Below are 13,999 nucleotides of genomic sequence, written 5' to 3'. Positions count from 1 at the left end.
TTATTCTCCGTTTCTATTACTTCTACGTTCTAATAATGCAACATCCCGAAAAACGCCATTCATTTCACCTAATTTTTCATGAACGCATAATGTTCGGAAGCCATATGTATGGTGAAGCGCAATACTAGCTATATTCTCCGGGAAAATTAAGGATTGCAAGGTCCAGAAGCCATTTTGCTCACTTGTTTGGATAATTTCTTGCATCAGTGCTTTCCCAACACCTTTGCCACGAGCACTTTTTGCTATATAAATACTTAACTCAGCTACCCCGCGATAAGCATGCATACTTGAAAATGGTAGTAACGCTGCCCAGCCAATTACTTGGTCGTTCATTAGGACAACTAATCGACAAGCTTTTAAGTACTTTTCATCCCATGCTTCTAACGTAAGTGTTTTTTCTTGAAAAGTAGCATTTCCTGTATTAATACCTTCTTGATGAACTGCAGCAACTCCTGGATAGTGTTCTTTTAGCATCGGCAAAATTTTCCACTCACTCAAAAACTCCGCCTCCCTTTTTCGTTTATCCTTTGATTATACCGTTCTTACTCAAGCTAGGCAACCGATTAAAAAAGATACACCGCAAAATTAATTTGCGATGTATCTTTTAATTATTATTTAGCGTATTCTACTGCTCTTGTTTCACGAATTACAGTCACTTTGATATGACCCGGGTAATCTAATTCCTCTTCAATTCGTTTTCTTATGTCGCGAGCAAGGCGGTAAGAAGAAAGATCATCAATAGTATCTGGTTCAACGATGATACGTACCTCACGTCCTGCTTGGATAGCATAAGATTTTTCTACACCATCGTAAGACTCAGAAATTTCTTCTAATTTTTCTAAACGACGAATGTAATTTTCAAGCGTTTCACTACGAGCTCCTGGTCTTGCAGCAGAAAGTGCATCCGCTGCTGCAACCAATACTGCGATAACAGAAGTAGCTTCTGTATCTCCGTGATGGGAAGCAATACTATTGATTACCACATCATTTTCTTTGTATTTGGTAGCAAGTTCCACGCCAATTTCAACGTGACTTCCTTCAATTTCATGGTCAATTGCTTTACCAATGTCATGAAGTAGTCCGGCCCGTTTAGCAAGCGTAACGTCTTCGCCAAGCTCTCCTGCCAAAATTCCAGCAAGTTTCGAAACTTCGAGTGAGTGGTTAAGAACGTTTTGTCCGTAACTAGTACGGTAACGCAAGCGGCCAAGAATTTTTATCAAATCAGGATGGATGGAATGAATTCCAACTTCAAATGTTGCTTGTTCCCCGACTTCACGAATGTGTTCGTCCACCTCTTTACGGGCTTTGTCCACCATTTCTTCAATTCGAGCTGGATGGATTCTTCCATCTTGAACAAGTTTTTCTAAGGCGATTCTAGCGATTTCACGTCGAATTGGATCAAATCCGGAAAGTATAACTGCTTCCGGCGTATCATCAATTATCAAATCAATCCCTGTTAGTGTCTCAAGCGTACGGATATTACGTCCTTCACGTCCGATAATCCGTCCTTTCATCTCATCATTTGGTAAGGTAACAACAGATACTGTTGTTTCTGCCACATGATCAGCTGCACAACGCTGGATAGCTAGTGAGAGAATATTCTTTGCTTTTTTATCCGACTCTTCCTTGGCCCGGTTTTCTGATTCTTTGACCATGATAGCTGTATCATGTGTTAATTCCTCTTCTACCTGGTTAAGGATGATAGATTTCGCTTCTTCTTTGCTGAGCGCAGAAATTCTTTCGAGTTCTGTCTGCTCCGCTTGAATCATCTCAGCTAGTTTGCTTTCTTTCTCTTCAATTTGTTGTTGACGTTTACTGATACTCTCCTCTTTTCTTTCAAGTGTAGCTTCTCGTTTACTTAAAGAAGTATCTTTACGGTCGAGGTTTTCCTCCCTTTGCAATAAGCGATTTTCTGCTTTCTGTGTCTCTGTTCTTCGCCCACGAAGTTCATTTTCGATTTCAGTACGTAACCTATGATTCTCTTCCTTCGCTTCAAGCAATGCTTCTTTTTTTGTAGTTTCTGCTTCTTTCTTTGCATCTTCCACAATTAATTCAGCAGTCCCCCTTGCAGCAGCCAGTTTTTTCTCTGTACTAGATTTAAAAATTAGAGAACCAACAACTAGACCGACGATTAAGAAAAGCAAACTGGAGATGATCGTGATTGCGATTGTCATCCTTACACCTCCTTTGCTATTCAATTTTCGTTATTGTTATGTCGGTGGCCAGAATTCTGGCACATGCGTATTTTTCATCAACAACCGAGTGCTAATCTCCCCATTCAGTTGAAGCCGATTTTCAAAGGAAAAACTTCCCCCTTGTCTCCCAGCAATATAAAATATACAACTTAATTTTATAGGTCAAAGCATACAATGTCAAGGAAAGGAATGAAATGTCAGCTTATTTTCCCTAGTTTTTTTAAAATAGTAAAAAATACGTGACAGGAAGTAAATTCCTATCACGTATTTAGTGTTATTTATTCGTCATCTAGTAAGCTTAATGTTTCTTCTTTTTCGTCAAGAGGTTCTTTGTTACCGTCAATTTCATACTCTTCACGAACGCGCTTAGAAATCTCGTCACGAATATCTGTATGTTCTTTCAGATATTGTTTTGCGTTTTCACGACCTTGGCCGATACGTTCTTCTTTGTAAGAATACCATGAACCGCTCTTATTGATTACATCTACTTCCGCAGCCATATCAACAAGCTCACCTTCACGCGAAATACCTTCGCCGTACATAATGTCTACTTCTGCAATACGGAATGGTGGTGCTACTTTATTTTTTACAACTTTGATTTTCGTTTTGTTACCCATTACATCTGTACCTTGTTTTAATTGTTCAGCACGTCTTACTTCTAAACGAACAGTAGAGTAGAATTTAAGCGCACGTCCACCTGGTGTGATTTCTGGGTTACCGAACATAACACCAACTTTTTCACGAATTTGGTTAATGAAAATAGCGATGGTTTTTGATTTATTAATAACACCGGAAAGTTTACGCAATGCTTGGGACATTAAACGAGCTTGTAAACCAACATGCGCATCACCCATCTCGCCTTCGATTTCAGCACGTGGTACAAGTGCTGCAACAGAGTCAATTACTAACATATCAACTGCACCACTTCGAACTAATGCTTCTGCAATTTCTAAAGCTTGCTCACCTGTATCTGGTTGAGATAGTAATAATTCATCAATATTTACGCCAAGATTTTTGGCATACGCTGGATCTAACGCGTGTTCTGCATCAATAAATGCTGCTGTTCCGCCTTGCGCTTGTACTTCTGCAATCGCGTGAAGTGCAACAGTTGTTTTACCAGAACTCTCTGGTCCGTATACTTCAATAATACGTCCACGAGGGTATCCGCCGACTCCTAAAGCGATATCTAATGCTAATGAACCACTAGAAATAGTAGATATATTTTGATCTGAATGTTCCCCTAATTTCATAATGGAACCTTTACCGAATTGTTTTTCAATTTGTTTTAATGCTTGGTCTAATGCCGCTTGACGATCATTCACATTGTTGCCTCCTTCATAAATATCCTAATAGCTGTTTTTCTACTTCTTCTCTCTCAAAAAACAGTTAGAATGTTTTTCCTAAAATTACTATAACGCATTTTAGAGTGAGAAGCAAGCAAAAAGCGAACATTTATTCGTATTTTTTATTTTGTGTAAGCACCGGCTGCTTTCTTCCCCATTATAACGGGATTTCGAGCGTTCGTCTAATACTTTTTTATTGCTTATTTTTGATTTTTTTACGTGATTTTTTCATTTCTACTTAGCGAAAATTACCTATTTGTATCTAAAAATTGCTTAATTAACTGAAATCCTTGTTTTACTGCACGGCGGCGATTATGATTTCGATCTCTTCCATAAACAAATTGAAAAGCTTCTGTGTCGTGGCCTTTAATGCTTAAACCAATCCAAATCGTACCGGCGGGATGTCCTTCTAAGCTGTCTGGACCTGCAACACCTGTAAAACTGATTCCAATATCCGTGTTACAAAGGCGGCTTACATTTTCAGCCATTTCCTTCGCACATTCAGCACTAACAACGCCTTTTTCTTTTATTACTTGGGGAGATACTTGTAATATAGATTGTTTCGTTTCCTCACTGTAAGTCACCATACCACCTTTGAAAATTTTAGAAATGCCGGGAAAGTGAGCAACTTCTGCTTGGAATAATCCAGCTGTAAAACTTTCAGCTGCAGAGATTGTTAGCTCTTTTTCTAATAGCATTGCCGTCACTAGTTCTGACAAAGAAACTTCTCCGTAACCATATAAAAAAGTACCATCGCGGCGCAATATTTCTTGTTCTGTTTCATTAACAAGCGCGCTTGCTTCTTCTTTAGTTTTAGCCGTTGCCGTAATTCGGACAACTACTTCATTATCCCCAGCATAAGTAGCAATAGTTGGGTTGACTTGCGTGATAATTAAATCGTTTAAATCGGCTGCCAACTGAGATTCTCCAATACCGAAAAAGCGCATGATTTTAGATTCTAAAATATTTTGATCGCCGCTTTCGCTTAAAAGAAGTGGATTTGCATAACTCGTAAACATCGGCTTCATTTCAGACGGTGGTCCCGGAAGCAAAATATAGGTATGCTGATTTTCTTTTAAATACATTCCAGCCGCAAAACCAAAGTCATTATTTAAAACAATAGAGCCTTCAATAATCACCGCTTGCAATTTGTTGTTTTCTGTCATCGTTTTATTTCTTGAAGCAAAATATTCGTTAATTTTATGCATGTGATACTCATCTTCTACTAATTGTTTTTGTAAGTGAGCTGCCAAAATTTGTTTTGTAATATCGTCCTCTGTTGGGCCTAATCCGCCAGTAAAAATTAAAATATCGCTGCGTTTTTCCGCAATCTCAATAACTTCTTTCAAACGGGCAGGATTATCTCCAACCACCGTATGATGATAGACATATATTCCGTCAGCTGCTAATTCTTGTGAAATGAACGCAGCATTAGAATTCACAATTTGTCCAAGCAATAACTCTGTACCTACCGCAATAATCTCTGCACTTGCCATTATCTTTCATCCCCATTCTATCTTTTTGTATAGAAAAAAAGCACACATCGGTATGCTTTTTTTATTTATTACATTGAACCTTTGAATACACCACGGTTTTTGTAGAAGTAATCGATTCCGGACCATACTGCAAAGAATGCACATACATATAAGAAAACTAAATCTATACGAATGCCTGTCCAAGCAAATGGGAAATTATTTAATAACATAAGTGGGATAGCAATCATTTGTGTGAATGTTTTAATTTTCCCAAGTTGACCAGCTGCAAGTACTTCGCCGCCTTCAACTAATAGTAAACGTAAACCAGTAACAGCAAGTTCACGGCTAATAATCAAAATGACTACCCATGATGGAGCAATATGCATTTCTACAAGAATAATAAATGCCGCTGCTACAAGTAGTTTGTCTGCCATTGGATCTGCAAACTTCCCAAAGTTAGTAATTAAGTTATACTTACGTGCTAAATGTCCGTCAAACCAGTCTGTAAGGGCCGCCACGATAAAAATAATCGTTGCCACTAAACTTGTAACCGGAATAGTCGAATCAAGCCAAGTAACGCTTCCCCAGTCAAATGGTACTACACAAAGAATGACAAAAATTGGTATCATAAAAATACGGATGACCGTCAATTTATTTGGTAAATTCATCTTTTTCTCTCCTTTTTTACATTTAAAAAGTATGTAATTATAAAAAATGTTGGCGAAATCTAATGAGCAGATTTCGCCATATAAAACAAATTATTCAGCATCCGAGCTAGTAGTATCGCTTGCTTCTAAATTAATTGTTAATACTTGTTTAACAAGGTCAGGAGCAAGTTCCAGCTGTTTACCATTGATTTTCACGGTTGTAACAGGAGAATTCCCAATAACAATAGAAACTGTCTTATTATCACCTAAATCAATTTCAGTTGACGGATTTTGTGTTGATAGCGTTATGTTTTGAATCGTGCTGCCATTTGCATCTGACACGCCGATCCATGAATCACCCGTTGCGCTAAGTGATAAGGTCATTTTATCGGTATTTTTCACTGTGTACGTAGTGGCATTACCAGATGTTTCTCCTTTAGTCACTTCTACTTCTTTGGATGTATCTTCCGCTTTGTCCGTTGTATCTGTTGATTTATCTTCGTCTGATGTCGTATCTTTTTTCTCTGTATCCTTGCTTTTGTCCTCGCTTTTAGTTGAATCTTCTACTTTTACAGTAGGATTACTTGTGTCTGTTTTCACTTTTTCTGTGGAGTTATCTTGTTTATTAAGCAAGAAGAACCACACGATGAAAAGAATAAACACAATAAATAAAGCGATAAGGATTTTTGGTAAAATATCAAAGAAACGATTACGCGTGTTAGATTGATTGCCTACAGATTGCGCAGGCATTGGATTTCTTTTACTTTGTACTCGTGTTGGCTCATTATTAACTACTTCTTGTTGCGGTGTTTCAGGAACTTCGCTTTCAAACTCATTGAAAAGTGTTGCGCTATCTAGCCCAACTGCCTCTGCATATTGTTTAATAAATGCCCTTGCATAAAATTTACCAGGCATTACAGCATAATTTCCTTCTTCAATCGCTACTAAATAACGTTTTTGAATTTTCGTTATTTGTTGCAAGTCGTCTAAACTGAGTCCTTTTTCACGTCTAGCTTGTTTCAGTTTATCACCGAGTTCTGTCAAAATTAAACACCTACCATTACTAATTTCAAATTTCCATTTTTTTGCTAAAAATTACATAAGCCAACCGCCATTTAAGCGCAAAACTTCTCCAGTGATATAGCTTGCTTTTCTACTTGTTAAAAATTCTACAGTTTCTGCAATTTCTTCGGGTTTTGCAAAACGTTTTAAAGGGATTTCTTGACGAAGTATTTCTTTTTCATCGTCTGAAAATTGATCCATCATTTTTGTTTCGACAACTCCTGGCGTAACCGCATTAACCGTTATACCAGAAAGGCCAACTTCTTGGCTTAGCGCCCGGCAAAAGGCTATTTGCGCACCTTTTACAGTTGAATACGCTACTTCCATTGACGCACCAATTTCTCCCCATATGGAACTAATGAAAATAATTCTACCTTGGTTACTTTTCATTAGTTTTGGCATAAAAGTACGAATTAATCTCATTGGCATGAACATATGAACGTTCCATAATTCAGCTATGTTGGTGTCTGTAGTATCCTGGAATAAACTATAGTGGGCGTGCCCTGCTGCATGAATAAATGCGTCTACTTGAAAAACTTGCTTCTCCATTTTGGTTAAACTTGTCAAATCATCAAAATCAGCTTGAATAAGCATAACATCTACTTCTTCCGCTTGTAATTGTGGCAATAATTTTTCTACTGCCTCTTTATTTTGATAATAGTGAAGATACAAGTTCCAGCCAGCTTTCGCAAGTGATAAACAAATCGCTTGTCCAATCTCTCCGCTAGCTCCAGTTACAAAAGCATATTTTATCTCTTTATCCAAAAAAAGGCAACCCTTTCCAGTCTATTTCTTTTATGATAGCATGACTCAGGAATTTATGCCATTTATTATACTAAAAAAAGACATAAATTTGTTTATTGCTCCGGAAGCAATTGGAAACTCGTTGTTCGCTCTTCTTGATCCAAGTTTTTAACGAAACTATTTACTTCTTCTAAAGTTACATTTTCCATTAAAGGTAAAATATCAAATAGAGAAGCTGATTTCATAACGTATTGACTAAATTGGTTAGCGATAAACTCTGGTGAATTCAGCGAGCGTAAAAATTGACCGATGCGTTTACGTTTAACGAGAGCTAAATCGGCTTCGTCTAAACCACTTTTAGCTGCCGCTTGGATAGCTTCTTTAATTTTAGCAGTTTGCTTGTCCGGGTCTTTTGCGTCTCCGCCAACTAAAACGAACGAAAAACTATCTTGGAGCGTATAATCATAGCCGAAAGTATCATCAATAATTCCTTCGTTATATAACTTCAAGTATGTGTCGGATGTTGTACCGAATAGCATTTCTAATGCAACATCACCGATAATTTCTTGTTTTAATGCTGCTTGTCCTTCTAGAGAACCAATATCTTCTTTAATCCCCACTAAATTTTTAGCGATTTGAACTGGGAAATGGATTTTACGTTCTTTTACAGCAACGGTTTTCGGTTCTTCTGGGAAATGACGTTTGATTGGCGCCGCTTCAGCAAATTCTTTTTTCGCTTGATTGGCGCGAATTTGATTCATCATTTGTTCAGGCTCTAAGTTCCCTACAACAAAAAGTACCATATTGCTCGGATGATAGAACGTGTTATAACAAAGGTATAGTAAATCTTTGTTAATTTCTGCGATGGATTCGACCGTTCCAGCGATGTCAATTTTTACTGGGTGATTATGGTACATGTTTTCGATTACGCCAAAATAAGCGCGGAAATCAGGATCGTCATCGTACATTCTGATTTCTTGGCCGATAATGCCTTTTTCTTTTTCCACAGTTTCTTCAGTGAAATATGGCTCTTGTACAAAGTCAATTAACGTTTCCAAGTTTTCTTCTACGCGAGAAGTACTTGAGAAAAGATAAGCTGTTTTTGTAAAAGAGGTGAACGCATTAGTGAACGCGCCTTTTTCGCCAAATTTAAAGAATACATCGCCGTCTTCTTTTTCAAACATTTTATGCTCTAAGAAATGGGCAATGCCGTCCGGAACTTTCGTGAATTCCGTTTCGCCAATTGGGACGAAGTTATTATCGATTGCCCCGTAGTTTGTGGTGAATACGGCATAGGTCTTACTAAATCCTTGTTTTGGAAGAAGATAGACTTGTAAGCCATTGGCCATTTTCTCATGATATACAGCTTCTTTTACTTGCTCAAATGTTATTTTTTCCATGAAGTTCTTCTCCTCCCTTGCTCAAGAAATAAATGGTGTCTGGTTTAATTTTATTAATAGCAGCAACGACTTCTTCTTTCGTTGCTTGTTTAATTTTGGCAATCCAATTTTCTAGGTCTAAGTTCGCTTCACGTAAAACATTGTTATACACGAGCTCGATTAGGCCTTGTGCCTGGTCATTTGTTTCAAGCAATTGGTTAATAAGCATTTCTTTTGTTTGATTCAACTCATCTTCTGTAAAATCGCCTTGTTTCATTGCAACGACTTGTTCTTCAATGATGGACAATGCTTGTTCGTAATTCACTTCATCAATTCCGGCTGAAATAACCATATAACCTTTGAAAGAATCAATTCGGCTAGAGGCGTAATAAGCTAGGCTCGCTTTTTCACGCACATTGATGAATATTTTGGAATTTGCAAATCCGCCAAGAAGACCGTTAGCAAGTTGTAGCGCAACGAAATCTTCATCTCCGAACAATGTATCGGTTTGATAACCAAGCACAAGTTTCCCTTGGTTAATCGCTTGTTGTTCATGAATGACACGTACTTCTTTTGGCGCTTCTTTTGTATAAAAAACACCTTTACGGTCAGCACGCGGGGCAAAAGCCATTTTTTCGATAAGCGGCATTACTTCTTCTTTTGTTACATCTCCACAAATGAATATTTCGACCGTATCTTCTGCGATAAATTGTAAATAGTATTCGTATAAATCTTTTGCTGTGATAGCATCAATATCTTCTAAGATGCCCGCTGAACCAAAGCGAAACGCATCATCTCGGAACATTTCCTCTATTAAACGTTTAGATGCAAAACGAATTTTATCATCGTAAATGCCTTCTAAACTACTTTTTAAATTCTCTTTTTCACGAGCAAGTGTTTCTTCATTGAACGCGCCATTTGCCACGTTTGGGTGGAATAATGCTTCTTCTATAAAAGCAAAAGCGTCTTCTAAAATATGATTGCCATCAGATACATATTGTCCGTCAATCATATCGAAAATAACGGTCAGTACATGTTCATTGCCTTTTTTGGCAGTTGTTGTATAAAAATTGGCACCATAAAGGTTTGCTAATTGTTTTCTAAAATCCGTTTGAGTTGGATATTTTTTACTGTTTGTTTCTAATAAAATCGAAAGCAAAGCCCGTTTAGTTACTGTTTCTCTTTCTAATGGAGCGCGAAATTTAAAAACAATCTTATTGGATTTATATTTTTGGGTTGGAACAATTGTCAGGGCAACTGGGCCAACTTTTTCTTGAAATATTTTGTCTGTCATTATAATGCTCCTTTCAAGCAATGATCTCACTTTCCTATTGTATCGTAAGTTGTTGTGACACACAATTTTCTAGCATAAAAAAACAGCCTAGAATTTAATCTAGACTGTTTGCTCGTATTATTTACCTTTAATGTAGTTCACACCGTCTGCTTTTGGCGCTTCGGATTTACCGATAAAGCCAACAAGCGCAAGGATTGTTAATACATAAGGCGCAATTTGTAAGTAAACGTCTGGAATGTCTTTGAAGAAGGGTAGTGATCCACCGGTAATTGCCAAACATTGCGCAAAACCGAAGAAAATCGCTGCTCCCATCGCTCCAAGCGGATTCCATTTACCAAAAATCATCGCTGCAAGGGCCATATAACCTTGACCGGAAATAGTTGCATGTCCGAAATCAAGTGTAAAGGATTGGGCGTAAACCGCGCCACCTAGACCACCAAGAATACCAGAAATGATAACACCTTGGTATCTCATCCAACGAACTTTGATTCCCATTGTGTCTGCTGCAAGTGGATGTTCCCCTACAGAACGAAGACGAAGACCAAAGCGTGTTTTGTAAATAATAAACCAAGATACGATAGCGAAAATAATCGCCACATAACTCATTACCGGAATGTTTTTGAAGAAAATTTCACCAATGACTGGAATATCACTCAAAACAGGAATATCCGGTTTACCAAAGTAGTACTTAATTTGATCTGTTTGGCCTTTATCGTAAATTACTTTTACAAGGAATAAAGATAGACCAGTTGCTAAAAAGTTAATCGCTACACCACTGATTACGTGGTCAGCGCGGAAATTAATAGTTGCAACGGCGTGTACAAGAGAGAATAATCCCCCAACGACCATCGCCGCGATAAGTGATATCCAAGGAGTTAAATTGCCAAAAGTATCTTGGAAAGTAAGGTTGAAGACGATAGCCGAGAATGCTCCCATTACCATCATACCTTCTAGTCCAATATTGACCACACCGCCTCGTTCTGAATAAACGCCCCCGAGAGCAGTAAAAATTAGTGGGCCTGCCATAAGCAGTGTACTAGAAACAATTGTCGCTAAAATGGCTGTCATTCTGCTTTCGCCCCCTTCTTAAATTTTGCCATCGCCCAGCGGATAATGTAGCTGGATGCCACAAAGAAGATAATCAGAGCGATAATTACATTGACTAATTCGTTTGGAACGCCTGCGACTGCTGGCATGTTTAGTGCTCCGACTTTTAGAGCTCCGAACAAGATGGCAGAGAAGACAATCCCAATTGGAGAACTTCCTCCGAGTAAGGCAACGGCGATACCGTCAAAACCAATTCCTGGAGAAGAAGTTAGTACATAAGCCGTTCCATATGTTCCAAGGCCTTCCATTACGCCACCAAGACCAGCAAGCGCTCCGGCAATAACCATGGAAAAGATAATTGTTTTCTTAACACTCATACCGGCATATTGCGATGCATTTTCGTTAAATCCAACTGCTTCGATTTCATAACCGAAAGTAGTTTTGTTTAACATTAACCAAATAATAAGTGCAAAACCAAGGGCAATCAATATTCCCCAATGTAGCGATGAATAATCTGTAAGTGATTGTAATAATTCAGATTGTAAAGACGCAGACGCATGAACTTCTTGCGTTTTATCTAAACCATCTGTAAGTAAGTTTTGTACAACATAGTTGAAAATATAAAGTGCTGTGTAGTTAAGCATGATCGTTACAATAACTTCATTTACACGTAAAGTTGCTTTTAAAATACCTGGAATAAATGCCCAAATCGCACCGAAAACCATACCAGTGATAATCGCAAGTGGTAAATGAATCCATTTTGTCAAACCATCAAAGTTTACTGCGATGATGATTGAACCTAACCACCCCATAAGCATTTGACCTTCTGCACCGATATTGAAAAGTCCGGCTTTAAAAGCAACAGCAACAGATAGACCAACTAAAATGTATGGTGTAGCTTGGCGAATAGTTTCACCGATGTAGAAAGGTTCTCCGATAACACCTTCTACAAGTGCTGAGTAACCTGCAATTGGGTCATATCCAAAAATAAGCATGATAATCGCACCGCAGATAAGTCCAAGGATAACGGCTGTAACTGGGATAACTAATGCTTGTAGTCGTTTAGACATGCTCTTTCTCCCCCATTTCCGCTTCCTGTTTGGATGAACCAGCCATCATTAGGCCAAGTTCTTGCTCCGTTGTTTCTTTCGGATCAACAATAGCAACGATTTTCCCTTCGTAAATAACCGCGATACGGTCACTCACATTCATGATTTCATCTAATTCGAACGACATAAGTAATACAGCTTTTCCGTTATCTCGTTGTTCAATCAAGCGTCTATGAATGAATTCAATTGCACCAACATCTAGTCCACGTGTTGGTTGAGCCGCAATTAAGAAATCTGGATTACGGTGTATCTCCCTTGCAATAATCGCTTTTTGTTGGTTACCACCAGAAAGTGATTTTGCTGCTACGTATTCGCTACTTGCACGAACATCGTATTCTTCAATTAACTCACGCGCAAAGTCGTACATTGCTTTATGATTTAAGAAACCTTTGCTAGAAATAGGTTTTTTATAATATGTTTGTAAAGCAATATTTTCTCCTAGGGACATTTCGAGAACTAAACCATGTTTATGACGGTCTTCTGGAATATGTCCTAAACCAGCTTCCGTAATTTTACGGGGTTTTTTGTTTTCGATATGCTCGCCGTTTAGAAGAATGCTACCACTAGTTACTTTAGAAAGGCCTGCAATCGCTGAAATAAGTTCACTTTGACCATTACCATCGACTCCAGCTATTCCGACGATTTCGCCAGCTCTGACAGTCAAATTAAGTCCGCGAACACTTTCAACTCCGCGACTTTCTTTTACAACTAAATCTTTTACTTCTAAAACATCTTTTCCAGGAGTTGCGTCAATTTTTTCTGTTGTAAAGACGACTTCACGGCCAACCATTAAATTAGCCAAATCTTGTGGTGTTGTTTCTGGAACGTTTACTGTACCCATGCCTTTACCACGGCGGATAACAGTTACACGATCACAAACATCCATGATTTCTTTTAGTTTATGTGTAATTAAAATGATTGATTTGCCTTCTTTTATAAGAGAACGCATAATTTGGATCAGTTCTTTGATTTCTTGGGGTGTTAAAACAGCTGTTGGCTCATCAAAAATTAAGATGTCTGCGCCACGATAAAGTGTTTTTAGAATTTCCACACGTTGTTGCATACCGATAGAAATATCGCGCACAACCGCATTTGGATCAACTCGCAAGCCATAACGATCAGAGATTTCTTTAATTTCTTCAATCGCTTTTTTCTTTTCGATAACACCGAATTTGCTTGGCTCTTTACCAAGGATGATATTTTCTGCAACCGTGAATTTATCCACTAACATGAAATGCTGATGGACCATTCCGATTCCAAGCTCATTCGCTTTGTTCGGGCTATTAATATTTTCTTTCGTACCACGAACACGAATTTCGCCACCATCTGGTTCATATAAACCAAACAAGACATTCATTAGCGTAGATTTCCCTGCGCCATTCTCACCTAACAAAGCATGAATTTCTCCCTGCTTTAACTGTAAGGTAATGTTATCATTTGCTACAAATCCAGAGAATTCCTTCCTGATTCCTAACATTTCAATAACAAAGTCCACTTCTTCACTCCCCTTGTCGTCTGGTTCAAACTGGAAAAACAGCCACACGCGCGATTCTCTCGAAGGACGCCGCCTCTCCCCGTACTTCCTCCCGAAGAAGGTTCCGAGTTTTTTATCCGTTTGTTGTTCAATGACTTCCTCGCTTAAATGCTTTGGTATGTTGTAAAAACACGTTTTATTATACCATCTATGTACGAAAGCTTGCCTTG

At 38.3% G+C, this 13,999-nt stretch carries 12 protein-coding genes; all 12 read right to left on the bottom strand.

The annotated features are described in order from the left end of the window. Positions 1–498, bottom strand: coding sequence for a GNAT family N-acetyltransferase (locus HCX62_RS05605; protein ID WP_185637547.1), 498 nt, complete (start codon positions 496–498; stop codon positions 1–3). Between the two features lie 113 nt (positions 499–611). Then, a complete protein-coding gene (gene rny / locus HCX62_RS05600; RefSeq protein ID WP_003721904.1) occupies positions 612–2,174 on the bottom strand; it encodes a ribonuclease Y in 1,563 nt (520 codons plus the stop codon). Between the two features lie 299 nt (positions 2,175–2,473). Then, on the bottom strand, positions 2,474–3,517 hold the full coding sequence (gene recA, locus HCX62_RS05595; protein ID WP_185637545.1) for a recombinase RecA: 1,044 nt from the start codon (positions 3,515–3,517) through the stop codon (positions 2,474–2,476). A gap of 269 nt (positions 3,518–3,786) precedes the next feature. Further along, positions 3,787–5,034, bottom strand: coding sequence for a competence/damage-inducible protein A (locus HCX62_RS05590; RefSeq protein ID WP_185637543.1), 1,248 nt, complete (start codon positions 5,032–5,034; stop codon positions 3,787–3,789). Between the two features lie 68 nt (positions 5,035–5,102). After that, on the bottom strand, positions 5,103–5,681 hold the full coding sequence (gene pgsA / locus HCX62_RS05585) for a CDP-diacylglycerol--glycerol-3-phosphate 3-phosphatidyltransferase (protein WP_185637541.1): 579 nt from the start codon (positions 5,679–5,681) through the stop codon (positions 5,103–5,105). 90 nt (positions 5,682–5,771) lie between these two features. After that, entirely contained in the window at positions 5,772–6,704 is a 933-nt protein-coding gene (locus tag HCX62_RS05580; RefSeq protein WP_185637539.1) for a helix-turn-helix domain-containing protein, read from the bottom strand. A gap of 51 nt (positions 6,705–6,755) precedes the next feature. After that, on the bottom strand, positions 6,756–7,487 hold the full coding sequence (gene ymfI, locus HCX62_RS05575) for an elongation factor P 5-aminopentanone reductase (protein WP_185637537.1): 732 nt from the start codon (positions 7,485–7,487) through the stop codon (positions 6,756–6,758). Between the two features lie 92 nt (positions 7,488–7,579). Then, on the bottom strand, positions 7,580–8,866 hold the full coding sequence (gene yfmH / locus HCX62_RS05570; protein WP_185637534.1) for an EF-P 5-aminopentanol modification-associated protein YfmH: 1,287 nt from the start codon (positions 8,864–8,866) through the stop codon (positions 7,580–7,582). Further along, positions 8,847–10,139 carry an EF-P 5-aminopentanol modification-associated protein YfmF gene (gene yfmF / locus HCX62_RS05565; protein WP_185637533.1) on the bottom strand — a complete coding sequence of 431 codons (1,293 nt, stop codon included), beginning with the start codon at positions 10,137–10,139 and terminating at the stop codon, positions 8,847–8,849. The genes yfmH and yfmF overlap by 20 nt, the downstream gene beginning before the upstream one ends. 117 nt (positions 10,140–10,256) lie before the next feature. Continuing rightward, positions 10,257–11,207, bottom strand: coding sequence for an ABC transporter permease (locus HCX62_RS05560; protein ID WP_185637531.1), 951 nt, complete (start codon positions 11,205–11,207; stop codon positions 10,257–10,259). Then, positions 11,204–12,256, bottom strand: a complete 1,053-nt coding sequence (locus HCX62_RS05555) for an ABC transporter permease (RefSeq protein WP_185637529.1) — start codon at positions 12,254–12,256, stop codon at positions 11,204–11,206. Before HCX62_RS05555 ends, HCX62_RS05560 begins: the two co-directional genes overlap by 4 nt. Next, the gene (locus tag HCX62_RS05550; protein ID WP_185637527.1) at positions 12,249–13,790 is read right to left on the bottom strand and encodes an ABC transporter ATP-binding protein; all 1,542 of its coding nucleotides are present in this window, start codon (positions 13,788–13,790) and stop codon (positions 12,249–12,251) included. Before HCX62_RS05550 ends, HCX62_RS05555 begins: the two co-directional genes overlap by 8 nt. Positions 13,791–13,999: the final 209 nt, after the last annotated feature.

The organism is Listeria swaminathanii (assembly GCF_014229645.1).
Lineage (GTDB): Bacteria > Bacillota > Bacilli > Lactobacillales > Listeriaceae > Listeria > Listeria swaminathanii.
This window is presented reverse-complemented; position numbering and strand designations above follow the sequence as displayed.

What these genes read in the sequence shown, in the direction of transcription:
- yfmF (WP_185637533.1), bottom strand. Translation starts at nt 10,139, where the DNA reads ATGACAGACAAAATATTTCAAGAAAAAGTTGGCCCAGTTGCCCTGACA.
- yfmH (WP_185637534.1), bottom strand. Translation starts at nt 8,866, where the DNA reads ATGGAAAAAATAACATTTGAGCAAGTAAAAGAAGCTGTATATCATGAG.
- rny (WP_003721904.1), bottom strand. Translation starts at nt 2,174, where the DNA reads ATGACAATCGCAATCACGATCATCTCCAGTTTGCTTTTCTTAATCGTC.
- HCX62_RS05560 (WP_185637531.1), bottom strand. Translation starts at nt 11,207, where the DNA reads ATGACAGCCATTTTAGCGACAATTGTTTCTAGTACACTGCTTATGGCA.
- HCX62_RS05555 (WP_185637529.1), bottom strand. Translation starts at nt 12,256, where the DNA reads ATGTCTAAACGACTACAAGCATTAGTTATCCCAGTTACAGCCGTTATC.
- HCX62_RS05590 (WP_185637543.1), bottom strand. Translation starts at nt 5,034, where the DNA reads ATGGCAAGTGCAGAGATTATTGCGGTAGGTACAGAGTTATTGCTTGGA.
- pgsA (WP_185637541.1), bottom strand. Translation starts at nt 5,681, where the DNA reads ATGAATTTACCAAATAAATTGACGGTCATCCGTATTTTTATGATACCA.